Raw genomic sequence first — 22475 nt, 5'->3', positions numbered from 1 at the left:
TGGTTTTGGATATATGGCGGGTCAAAGCATAGGAGCAAATTGATGGATTTTTCCAACTGGATTGGTAACAGCGTAACAAGCAATGATGTGATTACCCCGCGCATGGTTAATCATTTCAAACATACGCTGGGAGCGCATTGTTTTGCCGGTACCGCGGTGCCGCCCGGGATGCATTGGTGTCTGGCCCCTGACGCGGTTGATCCGGATGCGCTGGGGCCTGACGGCCACCCAAAACGCGGCGATTTTCTGCCCGAAATCCCCTATGCGCGGCGAATGTGGGCAGGTGGCTGGCTGGAATTTCACGGTGATTTCAGCATTGGTGACCATGTCAGCAAGCAAAGCCGCATTGACGATATCACCTTTAAATCAGGCAAAAGTGGCAATCTGTGTTTCGTTGCAGTGACGCATGAATTTTCGGTTGATGGTCAGCTGAAACTGCGCGAACGCCATGATGTCGTTTACCGTGAAGAGGTAACGGCCGCACCGCCGCTGGATCCGATTGCGGATAGTAAGGCCGCACATCGCTGGCAGGTTGATGCGAATAGTGTGATGCTGTTCCGCTATTCGGCGCTGACTTTCAACGGTCATCGTATTCATTACGACCTGCCTTATTCGATGAATGTCGAGGGGCATGGCGGGCTATTGGTTCATGGCCCTTTGCAGGCAACCCTGATGCTTAATCTTGCCTGCACGGTAAATGGAAAGCTGCCGCAACATATGGCCTATCGCGGGGTGCGCCCGCTGGTCTGCGGTGATCCTATTATGGTCGATGCCAATCCTGAAGATGCGAAACTGGCGGCCTGTGTTCGCGGCGTTGATGGCAATATAACCATGACAGCAACTGTCACCCCCTAGATGCAAATTAGTAGAAAGACAAAATTATGACTTTAGCAAAACCTCTATCTGTTCCGCTGTTTGTGCCCGGGCATCGCGCCGCATTACTGTCAAAGGCGGCGGCTAGCGGCGCCGATGCTGTGATCATGGATCTTGAAGATGCGGTGTCTGATGCCGACAAGCCAGCCGCCCATGCGGCGCTGGGTGACCGGCCTGATTTGCCGGTACCGCTAGTGGTGCGGTGTAATGGGTTTGACAGCGGCTGGTTTGCAAAGGATATGGAAGCGTTGGTAAAAAATCCACCGCAGATGATTATGCTGCCAAAGGCCGAATCTGCGGATCATCTGGATGTGATTGCCAAAACGCTTGGGGCTGATATGCCGATTGTGCCAATCATCGAAAGCGCGATCGGGCTGGCGGCGGTTGAGGCGATGATGCAACACCCGTCAGTGCTGCAATGCGCATTTGGTCATCTGGATTTCTCGCTTGATATTGGCGCCGAGCCGCATTGGGAATCGTTATATTATGCGCGTGGCAAGATCGTTGTTGCCTCGCGTCTGGGGCAAAAGGCAGCGCCGCTTGACGGGGTTGCGGTGCGATTTGATGATGCCGAAATCGTTGAAAATGAGGCGCGCCGTGCCCGTGACATGGGCTTTGGTGGCAAGCTGCTGATCCACCCAAAACAGATTGCGCCAGCGAAATCGGTATTTCGGCCAAGTCAGGATGACTATGAGTGGGCACGGCGCGTGATGGCCGCTGTTGCGACCAGCGCGTCTGCGGTTCAGCTTGATGGGGCGATGGTTGATGTGCCGGTGATCAAACGGGCCGAGGCGATTATTCGTGATTTTGAGGCATTGGCCTAATTTGGTTCGGGTTATTTTACGTTAATGCACGTCGGCATAAGGGGCAGGAGAGGCAAATGGGGAATCGTGATCTTGAAGGGTTGCTTGTGGTCAGTCTTGAGCAGGCGGTAGCAGCACCATATGCGGCAAGCCGTCTGGCCGATGCTGGGGCGCGGGTGATCAAGGTCGAGCGCCCTGAAGGCGATTTTGCCCGCAATTATGATGCTGACGCGCATGGTTATAGTTCGTATTTCGTCTGGTTGAATCGCGGTAAGGAATCGGTTGCACTCGATCTGAAACAGCCCGCCGATGTAAAGATTTTCAAAACCATGCTGACCAAGGCAGATGTGTTTATCCAGAATTTAATGCCCGGTGCGCTGGACCGTCTTGGGGTTTCCATGGCGGCGTTACGCGCGGCTGATCCGCGGCTGATTACCTGTGATATCAGCGGCTATGGCGCGTCTGGCCCGTTTGCCCAGATGAAGGCATATGATTTTCTGGTGCAGGCCGAGGTGGGTCTGGCACAGATAACAGGTGCGCCTGAAGAGCCCGGACGGGTTGGTGTGTCGGTTTGTGATATCGCGGCGGGGATGACGGCGCATGCCGCAATCTTGCAGGCACTGGTGGCGCGCGGTCTTACCGGCGAGGGTCGCGCAATTGAGGTTTCGCTGTTTCATGCGCTAGCCGATTGGATGAATGTTCCGTATTTGCAGCATCATTATGGCGGGCGGGAAATCCGCCGTCCGGGCCTGCATCATCCGACAATTGCGCCCTATGGTGCCTATCGTTGCGGTGATGAAAAAATGCTGTTGATTTCGATCCAGAATGAACGCGAATGGGTGCGGCTTTGCAGCGATGTCCTTGATCAGCCCGACCTGCCGCAAGATCCGAAATTTGACAGTAATGTGCATCGGGTGCAAAACCGCGCCGCACTCGATGCGATCATGAACGGGGTGTTCAGCCAATATTCAATCGACAAGATCGCCGATAAATTACAGGCTGCGCAAATTGCCTTTGGCCGGTTAAACGATATGGATGTCTTTGCCCAACACCCGCAAAACCGGTTTGTTGCGGTGCGTACCTCAGCTGGTGATGTCAAGCTGTTGGCACCGGGCGCAATTCTAAATGGCGCGTTGCCAACGCTTGGTTCGGTGCCGGATTTGGGCGAGCATAATGATGCTATCCGCGCTGAATTTTCTGGCGATTAAGCCGGGCAAATAGGCCCCGTCTACGATGAGAATTCGCCAATCGCAACCGCATCAAGAAGCGCCGTTTCGCCAGCCTTGATAACGCTTAGTTTCGGCGTGCCATCACGGTAGGCAAGGCCAAGCTGGCGTGCCGGTGGATTGCCGCTAAGGGCAAGGCGTTTGACCGGTAACGGGTTCATATTGCGCACACATCGTTTCGGTACAATCGAGACGCCAAGATTAGCCATCACCATGCTGGAAATTGCCTCCAGTCCCTCAAGCTCCATCGAATCTCGGACAGTGATCTTGTGTTTTTGCAGCCACCCCTCGACCATCTGACCAAAAATTGCATTGCGGTCAAACCGGATAAAAGGACGGGTGCGCAACAGCTCAATCGGATCACCGCTGTCGGTTTGTGGGGGGGCCAAAAGCTGCATCGGTTCGGCCGCAATATCAAGGCAGGCCAGCCCTTGCGGTAGTAAGTCCGGGCGGGTGATGATCGCCGCATCAATCGCGCCACGATCTAGCTGTTGCATCAATTGACGTGATAGGCCCGGATAGATCGTGACCCTTAAATCGGCATGGCGCTGGCGCAGCAGCGATAGTGCCAGCGGCACCAGCCCGGTCAGGGTTGTTGGCACCGCGCCAAGTACAAATTCGCCCTGAAACCCCTGATCACCGATCACCGATGCAAGGATGCCATCATAAGCGCGGATGATTTCATCGGCCTTGGCGGCCAGCGCGCGGCCGGTCGGGGTTAATTCAGGGCGGCGGCCCTTGCGGTCGAACAGCGCGACACCCCATAATGTTTCAAGCGCCTTCATCTGCTGGCTTACCGCCGCATGGGTGACATGACAAGCGGCGGCGGCGGCGCTGAACGAGCCGTGATCTTGGATGGCGAGCAATGTACGGAGCTGGCGGATGGACATGTTAGGATAATCCGGCCTTTAATGATTAATCGCTGATCGTATTGTAAGTTATTCTTACATATTTAGTAAGTATTATTTATTTTATTAAAGAAAAAATTAAATTTATAGTTTTGATAGTTTAATCAAATGGAGTGATCTGGTGGCGGATGAAACGCAAATGATGACCGTGTCGATCTGGCGCGAAAGCGGCGATGATGGCCGCTTTGAGAAATATCAGGTGCCGGCGCGTGAAAACCAGACGGTGCTTGATGTCGTGGCGTATGTTCAACAATATATTGACCCGACTTTATCGTACCGGTTCGCCTGCCGTGTTGGGATGTGCGGATCATGTGCGATGATGGTTAATGGTGCGCCGCGCTGGACCTGCCGCACGCATGTCAGCAAGGTTGTCGCCGGTGATGAATTGGAAGTTGCGCCATTGCGGAACCTACCAGTGATTAAGGATCTGGCAACCGATATGGATCCGTTTTTCGAAAAATGGGTTGCTGCCAAGGCGGTGTTTCATCCCAGTGCCACCCGGGACGATCCGATGGCGCCGATTACGCCCGATGATCCAATGCGCATTGCGGCGAGTGAGGCGATTGAATGTATCAATTGTGCGATCTGTTATGCGGCGTGTGATGTGGTCGAGTCGAACCCCGATTATTTTGGTCCGGCAGCCTTGAACCGGTCATGGTCGTTGTTGAATGACAGCCGTGATGCCGGTCAGGATGTAAGGCTGGCGGCGGTTGGCTCGAACGGTGGATGTCACAATTGCCACTCTCAGCAAGGCTGTGTGCAATATTGTCCGAACGAACTTAACCCCACCTTGTCGATCGCTGGATTAAAGCGGGAAACGACCAAGGCATTGTTCCGGCGGAGCCGCTAGATGCTGGATATTCGTTTATATATGGCACAGCGTCTAACCGCGCTGATTATGGTGCCACTAGTAATCGGCCATATTGCGGTCATGATCTATGCGGTTCAGGGCGGCTTGACGGTTGCCGAAATTCTGGCCCGTACACAAGGCTCTGTTGCATGGTTTTTATTTTACGGCAGTTTTGTTGTTGCGGTGTCAGTGCATGGGGCCATTGGCGTGCGGGTAATCAGCTTTGAATGGCTAGGGCTTAGGGGGCGCGCCCTAACGCTTTTCAGCTGGGCAGTTTTTGCGGCGTTGCTGGGGCTTGGCGGCAAGGCGGTTTATAGCGTTACCTTTGCAGGAGGCGGGCTATGATAAGGCCGCACCGATCGCACCCTCTGTGGTTTGCCTTTTTGCTGCACCGGCTATCGGGGCTTAGTCTGGCGCTATTTTTGCCGGTTCATTTCTATATGTTGTCTCTTGCCGTGTCGGCGCCGGTGCGCCTTGACGGCTTTCTGCGTTTTACCGATTTGACGATTGTTAAACTGGCTGAATTTGGGCTGGTGTTTTTGCTGGCCGTCCATCTTTTTGGCGGGCTGCGGCTTATGGCGCTGGAATTTCTGCCATGGAGCCCGCATCAGAAAACCATGGCGGCGTCGGCCGTCGCACTGGCCTTTCTGGTGTCGACACTATTCTTTTTGAAAGCGATTTAATCTGATGAAACCAATCATTGAACGACATGATACCGATATTCTGATTTTGGGCACTGGTGGGGCGGGTCTGTTTGCCGCCCTTCACGCGCAAAAGGCTGCACCGGATCAAAAAGTTACAATCGCGGTGAAGGGGCTGATCGGCAAATGCGGCTGCACGCGGATGGTGCAGGGCGGCTATAATGTGGCGCTACATCCCCAAGATTCGGTCGAGCGTCATTTCATGGATACGATCATCGGCGGCAAATGGCTTCCTGATCAGGATATGGCCTGGCGACTTGTCACCACGGCAGTAACCCGTATTCATGAGCTGGAAAATGAAATCGGCTGTTTTTTCGACCGCAACAGTGATGGCACGCTGCATCAAAAGGCCTTTGCCGGACAGACCTTTGACCGCACCGCCCATAAGGGCGATTTGACCGGTATCGAGATTATTGGCCGCCTGATGGAACAGGTGCTGTCGCGCCCCGTTGAAAAAATGCAGGAACATCGCGCAATCGGGTTGATCCCGTCACGCGATGGCAGCGCGCTTGCCGGGGTTTTGTTTATTGATATGCGGCGCGGCACGTTCCGTTTAGTGCGGGCGAAAACTGTGCTGATGGCAACCGGTGGCGGCCCGACAATGTATAAATATCACACCCCATCCGGCGATAAGAGCATGGACGGATTGTCGATGGCATTGCGCCGCGGGCTTAGGCTGCGTGATATGGAAATGGTGCAGTTTCATCCGACCGGCCTGATGGCGGGTGACGAAACAAAAATGACTGGCACGGTGCTTGAAGAGGGGCTTCGCGGGGCTGGTGGCTATCTGATCAATGGCGAGAATAACCGGTTTATGTTTGATTATGATGATGCGGGCGAACGCGCCACACGCGATATTGTCAGCCGCGCTATTTACGAAGAAATGCGGCAGGGTCGTACCTCGCCCTATGGCGGGGTTTATATCTCGATGGCGCATCTTGGGCCGGACGTTGTTGCCAAGAAATTCCAAGGTATGGTCAAGCGCTGCGCCGATAGTGGATTTGATCTTGCTGCCGGTTTGGTCGAGGTGGTGCCAACCGCACATTATCTGATGGGCGGGGTTGTTGTTGACGTTGATACCCGCACAGACCTTCACGGCCTTTATGTTGCTGGTGAGGATGCTGGCGGAGCGCATGGATCAAATCGTCTTGGCGGTAATGGTGTTGCGAATTCTACTGTTTATGGCGGTATTGCAGGTGATGTAATGGGCGCTGATGCTATGAAAATGGGCGCATTGCATGATCCGGATGAGACCGTTCTTGATGAAGAGCTCGCGCGCGCGCTTATTCCGTTCTCGGCGAAACCGGGTAATGTTCAGGAATTGCGCACACAGCTGATGGATATCATGTGGGATGATGTCGGGGTGATGCGCGATGCTGCTGGTATTCAGCGCGGCATTAAAAAGATTGCTGCCTTGAAAGACGAAATGGAAACGGTTGGCGTTGCTGCCGATAATCTGGCCTTTAACCTATCATGGCATGATTGGTTAAGTCTGCAAAGCCTGATTGATACATCCGAGGTGATTGCCAAGGCTGGTCTGTCGCGCGAGAATTCACGTGGGGCGCATTTCCGCGAAGATTTCCCTGACGCCGGATCGTTTGACCAATCCTATTTCACTGTTGCAACATCGGGCGATAAGGGCATTGAAGTTTCCCGCGAGGCAGTGAAATTCACCATCGTCAAGCCGGGCGAGTCACTGCTTGGGGCGGACGAGGCCGAAACGCTGGTGGGGGCTGCACAATGATCAATATCGAGCTTATTCAACAAACCGCTGAAAGCCTGATGGCGAAAGCAGCAATTGAAATTCCCGATGATTACCTTGCCGGTTTGCAACAGGCCGCCAATGACGAGGATGGTGACCTGTCCAGTTTTGTGCTTGAGGCGATGCTGGAAAATTACGCAGCCGCAAAAGAAGACAGCCGCGCCATGTGCGGTGATACTGGCTGTCCTCGATGGTATGTCAAAATGGGTAATGAGGCGCAAATTGATGGTGGGCCGGTCGCGCTTGAGGCGGCGCTGCGACGTGCGACCGCAAACGCAACACAATCGGTGCCATTGCGGCCAAACCGGGTGCATCCATTATGGCGAACCGACCATGATAATAATGTCGGCATTGGGGCGCCGGAAATCGAATATGGGTTTGAACCGAACGGTAATTGGATTGATCTGATTACTGTTCACAAGGGCGGCCTGTTTGGCACTGATTACCGGATGCTGTTTCCAAGTGACGGCATCGAGGGCATCAAGCGGTTTTACCTCGACTCGCTGGTGGCGTTTGGCAAGCGCGGTCTGGCCTGTCAACCGGCGATTATCGGCATTGGTCTTGGCGGCTCAAAAGATAGCTGCATGGTGCTTGGCAAGCGTGCCGCCTGTCTGCGTGTCGTTGGCAACCGTAATCCTGATCCGAAAATTGCCGCGCTTGAGGATGAGTTCAAGACATTGGGCAACAACATCGGTATGGGCGCGATGGGGTTCGTTGGCAAATCAATGGTGATTGATTGCAATATCGAGGTTGGCTATTGCCATACTGGCGGGATGCAAATGAGTGTTCATGCCTTTTGTTTGTCGTCGCGCCGTGCGGTAGCGCGGATTTTTGATGATGGGCGGGTTGAATATCGCACTGACCCTGAATGGTTTACCGATTATCAGAGGCGGGAGACAGTCGAATGGTAAAGCCGAGCAAACCGCGTAAAATTCGCCTCAGCGCGAACCCCACCGCCGAAGCATTGGCCGGTCTGGTGATTGGCGATATTGTTTATCTTGATGGGACTGTCTATACCGCGCGTGAAGGGGTTTATAAACGCGTGCTGGAAGATGGCGTTGCAATGCCGCTGGCGTTACCCGGCGAGAGTGCGGCCAATTTTCATTGCTCGCCCGCTGCCACTCAGCATGATGATGGCAGCTTTGATCTTGGTGCGGTAACAGCAACCGCATCCTTTCGGTTTTCCAAATGGATCGGCCCGTGGCTGGCCGCATCCGGGGCCAAGCTGATCATTGGTAAAGGCGGAATGAGCGCCAAGGATTACCGCGAGCATTTCGTGCCGCATGGTGCCATTTATCTGACCACGGTTGGCTATGGAACGGGCGCGCTTTTGGGCCGCGGTGTCAAACAGGTCAGCAATCTTCACTGGAAAAAGGAACTTGGGCTTGCGCAGGCCATGTGGGTTCTTGAGGTGGAAAATTTCGGCCCCTTCATTGTCGAGAGCGACCTTGCCGGCAATAGCCTGTTTGAGCGTGAAAATGCCCGTATCGCGGCATCGCTTGATAAGGTCTATGAAGGCACCCGACCAGCGGTTCTGAAACGCTTTGGCGAAACCGATGACCGCAGCGATGAATTGATCTGACCACGGTTGGCATCAGGCCGAAGGGCAATAAAGGAATTTGGCTGTGGCCGATCAAAATATCCTGATTATTGGCAGTGGTTTTGCTGCTGCGGTGACCGTAATTCATCTGGTCCAAGCTGGCATAAAACCGGCCACGATCACGATTGTCGGGCCGGGTGCGCTTGGTGCGGGCAATGCCTATGGCTGTGACGATAAGGATTTCCGGCTGAATGTGCGTGCCGCACTGATGTGGATATGGCCTGAAAAGCGTGATGATTTCGGCCTTTGGGCAAAAGCGAATATCACCGATGATCCGGAGGCCGTGCAGAATTCCGGTAATTTTTACCGGCGTCGTGATTTTGCCCGTTATGTGAAAAGCTGCCTTGATACGGTTTTGGCCGATGCTGGCGCGCCGCATAATGGCATCACCCATCACCAGCAAATTGTAACCAGCCTTGGCACGGCCGACAGCGGCGGCTGGCAAGCAAGCCTTGATGATGGCCGCCTGATCACCGCCGATCATGTCATTCTGGCAACTGGCAATCCAACGCCGCAATGGCCGTGCCGGGTTAATCACGCGGTTATGGCATCGCCAGCGACGGCAAAACTGCTGGTGCAAAATCCGTGGGATGGGCGCTGGCTTGACCATGTAACCAGCGGATCGCGCATTGCCATTATTGGCAGTGGCCTGACCGCGTTGGACGCGATTACCGCGTTGGCACGGCGCAATCATCAGGCGCAGATTTATCTGCTGGCACCACATGGTAACCTGCCGCCAGTACAGGCAGATTGGGTAAAACAGGGGCCGCCAATTTGGCCAAAACCGCCACGCCCGTCAAAAATCTTGCGCCGGTTCCGCAGTTATCTGCCCGATCTACCGCCAGAAGATTCGCGCTGGCAAGCGGCCTTTGAGGAATTGCGCATCGACATTAACCAGCAATGGGCGGCATTGAATGATGATGATCGGCGGCGGTTAATGCGCCGCCTTGGATGGCTGTGGTCGCGCTACCGTTATCGCGCCGCACCGCAAACCATCGTCGCGGCAACGCGGCTGCAGCAATCGGGTATTCTGGATATCTGTCATGCACGGCTGACAGCGATTAACCCGGGCGACGATACGCCGCTGCGGCTTGATCTGACGGGCGCTGCTGGTGAGGTGCGCTGCCTTGATGTTGATTATGTGATTAATTGCACCGGTGCAGGCCAAGACCCGTTTCTTGCGAGTTTGGTAACAGCCGGTATCGGCGTTGCTGATGCGCTTGGAAAAGGGCTTCGGGTCACTGCGGATAACCAAATCATCCGGCCTGATGGCAGTGCCAGTAAAAACCTGCTGATGATTGGTCCCCAGATGGCCAGCAGCCTTGGCGATGTTGTTGCCGCCAGCGAGGTTTCACTGGCCGCGATAAGGGTTGCTGGCAATTTTGCCGAACAGCTAGTCGGCAGGGGCAAACGTCATGATGGTGGCATCGACGCTTAATATATCGCCCTCACCAGCAAGCAGTCTATCCACCTTGCAACGTTTTTCAGCGATGAGCGCATTTTCCATTTTCATCGCCTCAACAATACATAAGGTCTGACCAGCTTCGACAATATCGCCATTTTTGACGAATAACTTAATCAGGCTGCCCGGCATCGGGCATAACAGCATATTCGATGTATCGGGACGTTCGACCGGCTTCATATGGTGCGCCAATTGGGCGATATGCGGTGCCCGTACATGCGCGCATAAATTGGTTCCCCGATAATAGAGATGCCAGCGATCCTGCTGTCGCCATAATTCACAAACATATGCGGCGGTGTCGTCACGCTCGGTAATCTGGACGGTAAGTCGCGGGCTCCCCGGCGTCTGTTCCAAATTCAGGCGGATTTCGTTATCAGGATCTGCGGCGACTGTGATGACATAGCCAGCATCATCCGACCGGCAGATTGTCAGTTCCAAATCCGCCTCACGATCATGTGCGCCAGTTTCGATATCAGTAAATTGCACAATCTGCTGGTTACGGCTGTCATCATGGCGTGGGTGGGTTGGGGCTGTATCACTGCCCGCTAGTCGTGCCGCCTCGCCATATGCGGCGGCGGCAATGATCATGCCAAGGTGGCGTTGACGCGGCTTTGATGCGATCACGCCTTTGAACCCGTCCTGATATTCCTCATCAATAAAGGCAGTAGTGATTGCGCCGCTGATAAAGCGCTCATGTTCCATCACGGCCGACAGGAACGGAATATTATGGCCGATGCCGCGCATGGTAAAGGCATCAAGCGCAGTCTGCATCCGGCCAATCGCCGCATTGCGATCACTGCCCCAACTGCATAATTTCGCAATCATCGGATCATAATAGATCGAGATTGTGTCACCTTCACCAACGCCGGTATCATTGCGCGTGATCGTGTCATCATCATGCTTGTCTTCGGCTGGGGGGCGATAAAGCGACAGGCGGCCAATTGCCGGCATGAAATTGCGATAAGGGTCTTCGGCATAGAGGCGGCTTTCCATGGCCCAGCCATTGATGCCGATATCCGTTTGCGCATAACGCAATTCCTTGCCCGCCGCGATATTGATCATTTCTTCGACCAGATCTAACCCGGTGATCAATTCGGTCACTGGATGTTCGACCTGCAGGCGGGTATTCATCTCCAGAAAATAGAAATTGCGTTCGCGATCAACAATGAATTCGACCGTGCCGGCGCTGTAATAGCCCACCGCCGCCGCCAGCCTTATGGCCTCGGCGCCCATTGCCTGACGGGTTGCATCATCAAGAAAGGGTGATGGTGCTTCTTCGATGATTTTCTGGTTACGCCGCTGAATTGAACATTCGCGTTCGTTCAAATGGATGCAATTTCCGGCCTTATCAGCTAGCACCTGAATTTCGATATGGCGTGGGCTGGTGATGAATTTTTCGATAAATACCCGATCATCGCCAAAGCTGGATGCCGCTTCGCGCATTGCGGTGGCATAGCCCTCGGCGACCTCGCCAGATGAATGGGCAATCCGCATCCCTTTGCCGCCGCCGCCAGCACTGGCCTTGATCATCACCGGATAGCCAATTTCATCGGCAATCTTAATCGCCTCGTCGGCGCTTGCAATCACCCCAATATGCCCGGGAACCGTGCTGACACCAGCCGCCTTTGCCAGTTTTTTAGACTCGATCTTATCGCCCATTGCCGCGATTGCGTTCGCTGGTGGGCCAATAAATTCAATGCCGCATTCCGCTAGCGCGGTTGCAAAACCGGCCTGCTCGGATAAAAAGCCATAGCCCGGATGCACGGCTTGGGCACCAGTTTGCTGGCAGGCTGCAATGATTTTGTCGGATTGAAGATAGCTTTGCGCCGCAGTCATGCCGCCAAGCGCAACCGCCTCATCGGCAAGCTGCACATGTTTTGCCGTGCGGTCTGCATCGGAATAGACAGCAACAGTGGCGATGCCCATCTTGCGCGCCGTCTGCATGATCCGGCAGGCAATTTCGCCGCGATTGGCAATTAGGATTTTTTCGAACATGGCAAACTCTCTGCTTGGTGCGTCACGGGATGGCGGTTGATAGTGGGGAACATCATCAGTGTGGAACCGGGCTAAAGTGGAATATTGCCAAATTTCTTGGCCGGATTTTGCTGGCGCTTGCCGCGCAGTTTCTCAAACGCCTGAATGATGCGGAACCGGCTGTTTTGCGGGATGATCACATCATCAATAAAGCCGCGTTCAGCAGCGATAAAAGGATTGGCAAAACGTGCCTCATAATCGGCCGTGCGAGCAGCGATTTTCGCGGCGTCCCCCAGCTCTGATCGGTAGAGGATTTCAACGGCACCCTTGGCTCCCATCACCGCAATCTCGGCAGTTGGCCAGGCGTAGTTTGCGTCGCCGCGAAGATGTTTTGAACTCATCACATCATAGGCACCTCCATAGGCCTTGCGGGTAATCAATGTAACCTTTGGAACGGTGGCCTCGGCATAGGCGAATAACAGCTTGGCGCCATGTTTGATAATGCCGCCATATTCCTGTGCGGTTCCGGGCATGAAACCGGGAACATCGACAAGGGTGAGAACAGGAATGTTAAAGGCATCGCAAAAGCGAACAAAGCGCGCGGCCTTGCGGCTGGAGTCAATATCAAGACATCCGGCAAGCACCATCGGCTGGTTCGCCACCACCCCCACCGGCGCGCCGTTCAACCGAACAAAACCGGTCAGGATATTCTTGGCGAAGTCAGCCTGTAATTCAAAGAAATCACCATGATCGGCAAGGCTGGTAACAAGCTCGCGCATATCATAGGGCATATTTGCATTTTCCGGCACCAGACTATCAAGCGCGGGTGTGGTGCGGGCCGGATCATCATCGCGGTCAAGCTGCGGCAATTGGGCAGCGTTATGCGATGGCAAAAACCCGACAAGGCGACGAATTTCGGCAAGCGCCTCAAGATCATTGTCAAACGCCCCATCAGCAACCGATGACAGTGTGGTATGCGTGTCAGCCCCGCCAAGCTGTTCGGCGGTTACATCCTCGCTTGTGACAGTTTTCACCACATCCGGGCCGGTGACAAACATATAGCTGCTGCCCCGCACCATGAAGGTAAAATCGGTCATTGCCGGTGAATAAACCGCACCCCCAGCACAAGGGCCCATAATCACCGATATCTGTGGCACAACGCCCGAGGCAAGCGCATTTTGCAAAAACACATCCGCATAGCCACCCAGCGAGTCAACGCCTTCTTGGATGCGTGCGCCGCCACTGTCGTTCAGGCCGATAACCGGTGCGCCATTCTGGATTGCCAGTTTCAGCACCTTGACAATCTTGCTGGCATGGGCGGCGGATAGCGAACCACCGAAAACGGTGAAATCTTGTGAGAAAACATAAATCAGGCGGCCATTAATCCGTCCTGATCCGGTAATAACGCCGTCACCGGCAATCGTGTTGCCGTCCATGCCAAAATCGCGGGTACGATGCACGACAAACATATCAATTTCTTCAAATGAACCGGGGTCGAGCAAAACATCAATCCGTTCACGTGCGGTCAGCTTGCCAGCGGCGTGTTGGCGTTCGATACGGGCACTGCCACCGCCAAGACGCGCCTGCTCACGGCGTTCCTGCAATTCCTTGATAATGTCCTGACCTGTCTGTTTCATGCCCTGTCCCATCATTGCGTCATTTGTGATCTTATTTACCACGGCAATGCCGTTGCATGATCACACCCGAAGATCATACAAAGCGCGCAGCCAAACGTCACCCGCTTATTGATCTGTTTTTGTGTTGGGGGTGTTATATCGCGGTGCAGTTGCATTGATTTCTATCAATAAAACCGGCATTCTCGGCGGGCGTTTTTGAGGAGCTGGCTATGTTGCGTTTTTCTGCCAATCTTGGGTTTTTATGGACTGAATTGCCGTTGCCAGCCGCGATTGAGGCTGCCGCAAAGGCTGGGTTTGACGCGGTCGAGTGCCATTGGCCCTTTGATGTGCCGCCGGCCGAGATAACAGCCGCGCTGGCCGCCACCAAATTGCCAATGCTGGGGCTAAACACTCGGCGCGGTGATGTTGATGCGGGTGATTTTGGTGTTGCTGCCTGTCCCGGACGCACCGCCGAGGCGCGCCGCTACATTGACGAGGCGATTGATTATGCCGCCAAGACTGGTACCGGTGCGGTTCATGTAATGGCCGGCCGTACCGACGCTGGTGCAACAGCTGAAACCACTTATTGCGAACAGCTCTCCTATGCTGGCGAGATGGCGGCACGCCATGGCATAACCATTTTGATCGAGCCGATTAACCAGCGTGATGTTGCGGGGTATCATCTATCCACCATCGAGGCCGGTATTGCGACCATTAAGCGGGTTGGGCTTGGCAATATAAAATTGATGTTTGACTGTTACCATACCCAGATTATGCAGGGCGATGTGATCAGGCGCATTGAAACCAACCTCGATTTTATTGGCCATGTGCAAATCGCCGCGGTGCCAGATCGGGGCGAGCCTGATCATGGCGAGCTATGCTATCAAGATATTCTGCTGGCATTGGATGCGGCTGGATATGAAGGATATATTGGCGCCGAATATCGCCCTGTGGCATCGACCGAGGCTGGGCTTGGCTGGCTTGCTAATGCCAGAGGCTGGCAGTGATGTCCCGGCTTGTTGTTGATATTGGCGGCACGTCGGTGCGGATTGCGCATCAGCGTGTTGATGCGGCGCAAACTTGTGATCCGGCAGCGCTAAAAGACCCTGAAGTGCTGGCCTGCGCCGATTTTGCGACAGCTGGTGATGCGCTGTTGCATTATTGCAATCAATACAGGCTGGATATCGAGTTGCTCGGGCTTGCCGTGGCAGGTCCTGTTACGGGTGCTGCTGTCGATATTACCAATAATCACTGGCAGTTTGATGCTGCTGCGCTAACCGCCGCTATTGGTGCGCGCCGTTATTTGCTGGTGAATGATTTTACCGCACAGGCTTTGGCGCAGCGCGACCTGCTGCAAGGCGGCCCGTTGCCACAAAAACACCGGCAGATTTTACGCGGCGGCGATGGTGATCCCTTAACACCATTGCTGGTTATCGGGCCGGGAACGGGTCTTGGTGTTGCGGCATTGGTGCCGGCTGGTGAACAGGTTCAGATAATCGAGGGTGAGGGCGGTCACGTCAGTTATGCCCCGCGCAACGCGGCCGAACAGGCAGTGCTGGCCGATCTGGCCGCAGAGTTTGGGCATGTTTCGGCGGAACGTATTATCAGCGGGCCGGGGCTTGAGGCGGTCTATTACAGCCAGACTGGCGAAAAGCGGCCAGCCCCAGACATTGGTGGCTTGGCTCTTGCCGGTGACGCGGCTGCAGTGGCGGCGGTTTCTTTGATGCTGCAGAGCCTTGCAACGGTTGCGGCGAATGCGGTGCTAAGCCTAGGGGCGCGGGCCGGTGTGGTGATTGCTGGTGGGATTGTGCCGAAACTGGCTGATCTGCTTGGCGATAGTGGTTTTTTTGATCGGTTTGATGATCATGGGCGGCGGCGTTCCTATCTCGAAACCGTGCCGATCTATCTCTCAAGCGACCCGCTTGGCGGATTGCGCGGCATGGCGGCCGGGTTTGATAACCCTTATCTGTCGCAGCGCATCATCCATGTCTAAGCTGGTCGCTTTGGCAACCTGATAAAAGACGCCGGCTTTGAGAGCCTTGTGCAAGGCGGCAATCGCACCTAGTTTAAAAATAAGGTTCTTGTAAAAGGAAGGTTTTGCCAACGGGGTGAGGCTGGCCTGTTTAAAATGCGCAAAATACAGGATGAGAGCGGATATGTATAAAATTAGTGATGCGGCAAAGCGGGCTGACCTGACGGTGAAAACAGTTCGCTATTATGCTGATATCGGACTGGTGGAACCGGCCGGGCGTTCTGGATCTGGCTATCGGCTTTATGCGGAACCGGATATTGCCAAACTGGGTTTTGTTGGGCGGGCGCGCCGCTATAGTTTTTCCATCGAACAATGCCGTGAACTACTCAGTCTTTATGAAGATGACCAGCGGCCAAGCGCTGAGGTGAAGCGGATCACCCTTGAAAAAATTGATGAGATTGACTGGAGGCTTGCCGAACTACAGGCCTTGCGCGATGAATTGCAGCATCTTGCTGGCAGTTGTCAGGGGAACTCGCGGCCAGATTGCCCAATTATCAATAAGCTAGCCTGTGATAAGGGTGACGAACGTTAAGAAAGGATAGCGGTATGATCTTTTCGCTTCGGGTTTTGGTGGCGGAAGCTTAAATATAAGCTGCCGCCGCAAGGATTTGTTGTTTTCGCGGAGAGTGGTTCTTTTGCCTTGCAGCATTAAGTTTATTGGGTGCGCTCTAAATCCTATCAAACAGGCTTTTTCTTTGATAATCATTTTATTGTTGTTTTATCTCATAAGATTTTGTGGGTTGGGCAAAACCAAATTAACAATTCTAGGATTTAAGCATAAAGACAATGAACCTCTCCGCTAAACAACGAAATATGAAATTGCCTGAACGGCTCTCGCATGTTGCTGATCAGGATGCTGTGCCGCCAACAGATCGAATTGCGGTAATTGATATCGGTTCAAACTCGGTTCGGCTGGTAATTTATGGGAAGAATGGTGCTTATCCGGCACCGCTGTTTGATGAGCGCTCAAACTGTCAACTTGGCGCTGGTCTCGATAAAACAGGCTTGCTTGCAAACGAACGGATTGAGGCAGCGCTTGAAACGCTAACTCGATTTGCTTCAATAATCCACGCGATGCAGGTCGATAGCTGTTACCCAGTAGCAACCGCCGCGGTGAGGCGCGCAAAAAATGGTGAGGAGTTTTGCCGTCCTGCCGAGATAATTCTTGGTCAGCCAATTCATATTTTATCGCAGCAGGAAGAGGCAGCCCATGTTGCGAGAGGCCTGGTTTTAAATGTACCAGAGGCTAATGGCTTAGTTGCTGATCTTGGAGGTGGAAGCATCGAAATTGTAGCGCTAAAAGATGGCGTGGTCATGCATTCGGTTAGTCTTAACCATGGTCACCTTTCGAACGTGGAAGAGGGTGAAATTATTAATGCGATACGTGGAGTTGGATGGATTGAAAGTTTCGGCGCAAAACAATTATTTGGTGTTGGCGGCAGTTTTAGAGCATTAGGATCAGCTTTTATAGAGCGCGAGAACTATCCGTTGCCAGTGTTGCACGGCCTCAAAATCAACCGTGACAGCGCGTTAATGCTTTGCAATGATTTTCTTCGGCCATCATCACCGCTTGCAGGTGTACCGTTGGCTCGTCGTGCGACGATGCCAATGGCAGCAAAGATTATTCGGGCGCTGGTCAACATCTCAGCAGTACGACGAGTCATTGTCAGCGGAACGAGTATTCGTGATGGAGTGATTGCAATCAATGAGCTAAGTGACACTCAGCGCGCAGATTTTTTAGTCGCAATTAGCAAGGAAATTTCTGCAGCTAGCGGTCGTTTTGCCGGTTTTGCGAATGAACTAATGGAGTTTTTGCACCCTTTGAAAAATGGACGTGAACCCCAGTTTGCACGGCTTTTGGATGTGGCGTGCAACCTCGCGGATATGTGCTGGCATGAACACAGTGATATGCGTGGCGACTTGGCGGCACGCCGCGTTCTTGGTTTGCCAGTTAATTGCATGACCCACAAGGAAAGAACGTGGTTGGCAATGTCATTGTATCACCGCTATGCGGGATTAAAGCAAAATAAGCCACACCCGCAAGAAATGCAAAGTTTACTGGGTCCAAAACTGCAGGCCGAGGCCATCACTGTCGGACTTGCTCTTCGGTTTGCACTAATATTTAGTGCCGGCACATGTGAACAGTTGAAAAATATTCGGCTTGAATGCCAGCCAGGCGTGATGCGATTACATATTAAACCGGGCGTAAGGGGCTTGTTTGATTTGAATTGTCAGCGCCGTTTTTCCGATTTTGCGGCAAGCGCTATGTGCAATCCAGAAATTTTATTCTGTTGAATTCTCTGATAACTTTTCACAAGGTCTTGATTGTGAGTGCCAAGCCATGCGGTCACTCTATGATAATTCCTCACACAAGAGGACGGGGCGCTTTTGGTTTGTAAATTTGATCAGTGAACGCCAAGACGCGTCTAAATTAAGGCCTAAAAACCTATAGTATTAAGAAGCCCCAATTATTTTACTGCTAATTTTTGCTGTGGCTTCGTTAATTATCATAGGTTGTGTAAAAAATTTGAATTCCAACATCAAAATCTGTTTTCAGGCAATGCTCCTTGCAGAATCGCTAGTAGTGTTATCTATAAGAAGTCACAAAAGCAGAGGTTTGTTATAAAAATGCAACATGGCGATGTAACTCTAACCTAAACAGAGTTAGAATTGGTGCCGGCATGCATAGCAATTTGAATTGTGTTCCTGATAGAGTTCCCAATAAATCGAGAAAATGGCATCACAGAAAATCTGGCATGTCTAAGCACAAAAAGGCAAAGAAAGAGAGAAGGCGCGTTAAAAGCGAAATTCACCTTCTGACGCCAGAGGCTGTTGATTTGCTCTCGATAAACTTTGAGAAACATTCTGAGGCTCTTAGGTTGACGAATATAAATCAGCCAACAAAAAGAAATGGAAGTGCGAAATCACTGCGCGACCGCCACAAACAACGCTCAACCAAAAAAATCCCAATAGGAAATTCTGGCTGGAAAATAGTCCATGGACCATTGGTTTAGAAACCTGTTTTAAATGATTATGTAATGATTTGTGTTTTTGCTCGTCAGTATTCTCTAGACCGTTTTTAAGAGTACAATGTAGCAGTGTTACAATTAGCTGTTACTTGTTATCGGTCTGGACATGTTGCCTCACTAACGACTGTTGCTTGCCTGATTCTAATTATTCTTAATTTTTAAGCAGGCGAAATTTTTCAAGCCACAGGACCCACTGTGAAATTGGGATGTTGAATGTGTTGCTTAATGGGCCTTTAACTGCTTCTGTATGTTCGCGCATCAAACAATTAAGGACTTCTCTTGTGCCTTGGCTGGTTGCCCTGCTTGATGCCTCATTTACAGTAAGAAAAACCCGGTTTCTATGGTTAGCTTCGGGCCAATTTTCCTGAACAGCGGTGATTTTTACAAAGAAATACAAAATATCTTCGATCCCTACTTTGTTCGACGTGAAGAACAACGGGTACGATTTCCTCTTCACTTTGCCTGTTACCCCAGCCTCCTCAAAGAGCTCACGAGTCGCAGCTTTGGTCAGCTGTTCATTTGGTTTTACTATCCCTTTAGGCAAAGTAATTATGCCTTTGTGTCGACGGCTACTCACAAAGCACAATTCGACGCCATTGGCGTTATTTATATAGGCAATTGCTCCAACTTTCATATTGAAAGGTTAACACAAATATGCAAAATGTACATATTAAATACGCAACTATTGCATAATTTCTATTAGGTTGGTTTTGTAATGAAATCTAAAGAGTTCAAGAGGTGGCGCAAAGCGCATGGTTTCAGTCAGACGAAAGCAGCTCGCAAACTTGGGCTAAAGTTACGCACCGTACAATATTATGAAAAAGGCGAACGGAAGGGAAAGCCATTAGAAATTCCAAAGGCGGTGTCACTGGCCTGTTTTGCAATATCGTGTGGCATTGAATGTGTGGATTTTACACAACCAAAAGGGCAGCCAGTCATGAAAGATAGTGACTTTTTTAAAATTCAACTTGAAGAAACTAATGCTTGAGATTGAGTTAAAATACAACATAGCCACTGATGATCTAGAACGAATTATTCTGGTTCTTCGAAAACTCGGTAGTAAAATTTTGAGCGATCAGGTCAAAATATCGCACACAGTTTATTTTGATACGCCGAGATACCTGTTGCGCAATGCAGGTTTAGAGCTCCGTGTGCGTGACACAGCGGGACAATTTACTCAAACATTGAAACCAAGAGGCCAGAATAGGCAAGCATTGTTTATTCGGGATGAAAAAACAGCATCAGTTAAGAAAATGTCCCCTGACACATCACTCGTCCAGAAAGAGACACGTCTATATGGACTTCGCTCGCTTCAACAGGAGCATTTACACCCCGTTTTTGAGACAAAAGTGAAACGTCGGAGTATTGATATTAAGTGGTATGGCTGTCGATTGAATATTGCCCTAGATCAAGGAGTAATAGCAAGCTGTCGGCGAAAGGTTGGGAGCCGCACTTTTAACGAAATCGAGATAGAGCTTATCGATGGGGACATTGAGAACCTTCTGCAATTTGGCTTTGAACTGAATAAAGCCGTAAATATAAAGTTAAACGGATATTCGAAGGCCGATTATGGATATGCTTTGGCCTCCCAAAGGTATGCATTCCGACCAGTTAAGTGGGAAAAGCTCTCCGAAGAAGTTAGTGCTGAGACTGGTCTTAAGGAGTTATTGTCAATAGCGTTTTTCCAGTTACTAAAAAACAATCCTGAGCAAGTGCATAACCGGTTGGAGAGTATCCATCAAACAAGAGTTGCAATCCGCCGTATTCGTGCCCTCCTTAGAGGGCATAAAGATTGTCTCAACTTTTTAGAGCGGAAGGGAATTAATGCTGAATTGAAATGGGCGCAAACAAAACTTGGAGCTGCGAGGGACTGGCAAGTTCTGAAGCATGAATCTTTGCCAATTATTCAGCCTAAGTTAAAAAGAGATTTTGCGAAACTCGACCGCTATGTTGACATACAGACACATCACCATCTTAAAGATGCGATGTTTATAAACAATAGCCATCGGTATAACAGGCTGTTGTCCCACCTGTTTTTTTGGATTGAAAACCTTCAAAGTGATACAAAAAATGAGGTTAAGGCACGTAATAAAAGATTAAAAGCCGACCTTAGAAATTTTGAATGTCTCTCGCGTATTCCTGCGCGCAGCTTTTCTAAAAATATCCATGACCTGCGCATTAGGACAAAAAAATTGAGGTATATGCTGGAAGTTTTTCAGCAAGGCAGGGACGTCAAGGAAGTTCGACTAATCAAGGAGGTTAAATCTTTGCAGGGCTTGCTTGGCAATTTCAACGATCTTTCTAAGTCTTTAGAATTACTGTCTACAGCGACGCCGTCAGAAATTCCAACGAACGTCAATGGCAAACTACGCGATATAGTCTCTGGTGAGATGGATAAATTATATGACTTAGCCAAGCCAAAGTTCAAACGCGTCAGAGCTATTATTAGGCAAATCCAAAGATCTAATTAATTAATAAATCTTGGGAACATAGAGAGAGTCGGGCAATGTACGCCGCTCATAATCTGGGTTAAATTTGCGCTCAGGCAGGCTAACTTTTGTATGTGGTACCTCATGATACGGTATTTGTGAAAGGATATGTGCCATACAATTCAACCTTTCCCGCCTTTTATCATTGCCCTCAACAATAAACCAAGGTGCGGTATCGGTCGAAGTGCGATCGAACATTTCTTCTTTTGCCTTAGTATATTGTTCCCATCTAATCCGACTTTCGAGGTCCATCGGTGATAATTTCCATTGTTTCATTGGGTCATGTATACGCATTTGAAATCGGAACTGTTGCTCTTCATCTGTGATAGAAAACCAATATTTCAACAAAATAATTCCTGACCTGACCAGCATTTTCTCTAACTCTTTCACATCTTGAAAAAACTGCTCGACTTGGCTCTTTGAGGCAAAGCCCATTACCCGCTCTACACCGGCTCGGTTATACCAAGAGCGATCAAATAGCACCATCTCGCCACCGGCCGGTAGATGGGGCATATAACGTTGAAAATACCATTGAGAAGCCTCGCGTTCGTTGGGCTTGGGGAGCGCAACAACTCTCGCCACACGTGGGTCCATGCGATGCGTAATGCGTTTGATTACGCCACCTTTGCCGGCGCTATCCCGCCCTTCACAGATAATTAGAATTTTGGCTTTTGTATTGATCACCCAATCCTGAAGTTTGATCATTTCAGCCTGCAAGGACAAAAGGTTTCTGTAGTATGTTTTGTTGCTTAACGTTTGTTTCCGTCGAGCTTCAAATTCTGCGCGCAACTCTTTGGGCAAATCAAAAATCTCAGCGTCGAGCTCTAAAGTATCGTCAAGCATTTCGTCAATGAGGTTGTCAAAAAGCTTATCGCCAGTGTGTTTTTTGGGCATGATTTTTCTCGATAAAAGGCTGTTTGATTATTTTAAATTGTCACAGTTTTCTATACTTCGATAGGCTCTTAGTTTAAAAAACAGTTAAAATTTATCCCGGTGTTTTTTGGGTTAATCTCAACAATTGCATAAATTGGTGGCTCAATGGAATATTTGGTTTGAACTGGAGGAACAGCACGGGGATCTTAATGGCTTAAAGTCGCGTATGCAGGCTATGGGACTTCACTCCATTTGAGTAAAGCTGGGCGATAAATAT

At 51.2% G+C, this 22475-nt stretch carries 23 protein-coding genes; 17 read left to right on the top strand and 6 right to left on the bottom strand.

Annotated elements, in window-relative coordinates; genetic code table 11:
• Positions 1-42: 42 nt before the first annotated feature.
• From AB8881_05300 to AB8881_05290, 3 genes are read left to right on the top strand one after another with little or no spacing between them, the layout of a single operon-like run.
• On the top strand, positions 43-855 hold the full coding sequence (locus AB8881_05300) for a MaoC family dehydratase N-terminal domain-containing protein (protein ID XDZ64299.1): 813 nt from the start codon (positions 43-45) through the stop codon (positions 853-855).
• A 26-nt stretch (positions 856-881) separates the two neighbouring features.
• Positions 882-1697: a CoA ester lyase gene (locus tag AB8881_05295; GenBank protein XDZ64298.1), complete on the top strand. Its 816-nt coding sequence runs from the start codon at positions 882-884 to the stop codon at positions 1695-1697.
• A gap of 56 nt (positions 1698-1753) precedes the next feature.
• Positions 1754-2884, top strand: coding sequence for a CaiB/BaiF CoA transferase family protein (locus AB8881_05290; GenBank protein XDZ64297.1), 1131 nt, complete (start codon positions 1754-1756; stop codon positions 2882-2884).
• 20 nt (positions 2885-2904) lie between these two features.
• On the opposite strand, the gene AB8881_05285 is transcribed toward AB8881_05290, so the two are convergent.
• A complete protein-coding gene (locus AB8881_05285; GenBank protein XDZ64296.1) occupies positions 2905-3792 on the bottom strand; it encodes a LysR family transcriptional regulator in 888 nt (295 codons plus the stop codon).
• A 139-nt stretch (positions 3793-3931) separates the two neighbouring features.
• Between AB8881_05285 and AB8881_05280 the strand changes: the two genes are divergently transcribed.
• From AB8881_05280 to AB8881_05250, 7 genes are read left to right on the top strand one after another with little or no spacing between them, the layout of a single operon-like run.
• Positions 3932-4660 carry a succinate dehydrogenase/fumarate reductase iron-sulfur subunit gene (locus tag AB8881_05280; GenBank protein XDZ64295.1) on the top strand — a complete coding sequence of 243 codons (729 nt, stop codon included), beginning with the start codon at positions 3932-3934 and terminating at the stop codon, positions 4658-4660.
• A complete protein-coding gene (locus tag AB8881_05275) occupies positions 4661-5005 on the top strand; it encodes a succinate dehydrogenase (protein ID XDZ64294.1) in 345 nt (114 codons plus the stop codon).
• The gene (locus AB8881_05270; protein XDZ64293.1) at positions 5002-5343 is read left to right on the top strand and encodes a succinate dehydrogenase; all 342 of its coding nucleotides are present in this window, start codon (positions 5002-5004) and stop codon (positions 5341-5343) included. Before AB8881_05275 ends, AB8881_05270 begins: the two co-directional genes overlap by 4 nt.
• A gap of 4 nt (positions 5344-5347) precedes the next feature.
• On the top strand, positions 5348-7105 hold the full coding sequence (locus tag AB8881_05265; protein XDZ64292.1) for an L-aspartate oxidase: 1758 nt from the start codon (positions 5348-5350) through the stop codon (positions 7103-7105).
• A complete protein-coding gene (locus tag AB8881_05260; GenBank protein XDZ64291.1) occupies positions 7102-8034 on the top strand; it encodes a fumarate hydratase in 933 nt (310 codons plus the stop codon). The genes AB8881_05265 and AB8881_05260 overlap by 4 nt, the downstream gene beginning before the upstream one ends.
• On the top strand, positions 8028-8705 hold the full coding sequence (locus AB8881_05255; GenBank protein XDZ64290.1) for a fumarate hydratase C-terminal domain-containing protein: 678 nt from the start codon (positions 8028-8030) through the stop codon (positions 8703-8705). Before AB8881_05260 ends, AB8881_05255 begins: the two co-directional genes overlap by 7 nt.
• Positions 8706-8748: 43 nt before the next feature.
• Positions 8749-10161: an FAD/NAD(P)-binding protein gene (locus tag AB8881_05250; protein ID XDZ64289.1), complete on the top strand. Its 1413-nt coding sequence runs from the start codon at positions 8749-8751 to the stop codon at positions 10159-10161.
• On the opposite strand, the gene AB8881_05245 is transcribed toward AB8881_05250, so the two are convergent.
• Both AB8881_05245 and AB8881_05240 read right to left on the bottom strand, forming a co-directional pair.
• Positions 10117-12180: an acetyl-CoA carboxylase biotin carboxylase subunit gene (locus tag AB8881_05245; GenBank protein ID XDZ64288.1), complete on the bottom strand. Its 2064-nt coding sequence runs from the start codon at positions 12178-12180 to the stop codon at positions 10117-10119. The two genes, AB8881_05250 and AB8881_05245, sit on opposite strands and share 45 nt — an antisense overlap.
• Positions 12181-12251: 71 nt before the next feature.
• Entirely contained in the window at positions 12252-13796 is a 1545-nt protein-coding gene (locus tag AB8881_05240; GenBank protein XDZ64287.1) for an acyl-CoA carboxylase subunit beta, read from the bottom strand.
• 209 nt (positions 13797-14005) lie between these two features.
• Here AB8881_05240 and AB8881_05235 point away from each other — a divergent pair, with 209 nt between their 5' ends.
• The 3 genes from AB8881_05235 (at position 14006) to cueR (ending at position 16339) form a co-directional block, all read left to right on the top strand.
• Complete coding sequence (locus AB8881_05235; GenBank protein ID XDZ64286.1) at positions 14006-14782, top strand: hydroxypyruvate isomerase family protein; 777 nt, start codon at positions 14006-14008, stop codon at positions 14780-14782.
• Complete coding sequence (locus tag AB8881_05230) at positions 14782-15768, top strand: glucokinase (protein ID XDZ64285.1); 987 nt, start codon at positions 14782-14784, stop codon at positions 15766-15768. The genes AB8881_05235 and AB8881_05230 overlap by 1 nt, the downstream gene beginning before the upstream one ends.
• A gap of 163 nt (positions 15769-15931) precedes the next feature.
• A complete protein-coding gene (cueR, locus tag AB8881_05225) occupies positions 15932-16339 on the top strand; it encodes a Cu(I)-responsive transcriptional regulator (GenBank protein ID XDZ64284.1) in 408 nt (135 codons plus the stop codon).
• Between the two features lie 267 nt (positions 16340-16606).
• On the opposite strand, the gene AB8881_05220 is transcribed toward cueR, so the two are convergent.
• Positions 16607-16870 (bottom strand): hypothetical protein, encoded by a 264-nt coding sequence (locus AB8881_05220; protein ID XDZ64564.1) that lies wholly within the window; start codon positions 16868-16870, stop codon positions 16607-16609.
• On the opposite strand from AB8881_05220, the gene AB8881_05215 reads away from it, so the two are divergent.
• Both AB8881_05215 and AB8881_05210 read left to right on the top strand, forming a co-directional pair.
• Complete coding sequence (locus AB8881_05215) at positions 16759-18102, top strand: hypothetical protein (GenBank protein XDZ64515.1); 1344 nt, start codon at positions 16759-16761, stop codon at positions 18100-18102. The genes AB8881_05220 and AB8881_05215 overlap by 112 nt on opposite strands.
• Positions 18103-18563: 461 nt before the next feature.
• Entirely contained in the window at positions 18564-18821 is a 258-nt protein-coding gene (locus AB8881_05210; protein XDZ64283.1) for a hypothetical protein, read from the top strand.
• Positions 18822-18987: 166 nt separating this feature from the next.
• On the opposite strand, the gene AB8881_05205 is transcribed toward AB8881_05210, so the two are convergent.
• Entirely contained in the window at positions 18988-19470 is a 483-nt protein-coding gene (locus AB8881_05205; protein ID XDZ64282.1) for an NUDIX hydrolase, read from the bottom strand.
• Positions 19471-19551: 81 nt separating this feature from the next.
• On the opposite strand from AB8881_05205, the gene AB8881_05200 reads away from it, so the two are divergent.
• Both AB8881_05200 and AB8881_05195 read left to right on the top strand, forming a co-directional pair.
• Positions 19552-19824, top strand: coding sequence for a helix-turn-helix domain-containing protein (locus AB8881_05200; protein ID XDZ64281.1), 273 nt, complete (start codon positions 19552-19554; stop codon positions 19822-19824).
• Positions 19817-21307 (top strand): CHAD domain-containing protein, encoded by a 1491-nt coding sequence (locus AB8881_05195; protein XDZ64280.1) that lies wholly within the window; start codon positions 19817-19819, stop codon positions 21305-21307. Before AB8881_05200 ends, AB8881_05195 begins: the two co-directional genes overlap by 8 nt.
• Here the strand turns inward: AB8881_05195 and ppk2 are convergent, their stop codons facing one another.
• Positions 21308-22219, bottom strand: a complete 912-nt coding sequence (gene ppk2, locus AB8881_05190) for a polyphosphate kinase 2 (GenBank protein XDZ64279.1) — start codon at positions 22217-22219, stop codon at positions 21308-21310.
• Between the last annotated feature and the right edge of the window lie 256 nt (positions 22220-22475).

Source organism: Alphaproteobacteria bacterium LSUCC0396 (assembly GCA_041228345.1).
Classification (GTDB): Bacteria; Pseudomonadota; Alphaproteobacteria; order Puniceispirillales; family Puniceispirillaceae; genus UBA3439.
This window is presented reverse-complemented; position numbering and strand designations above follow the sequence as displayed.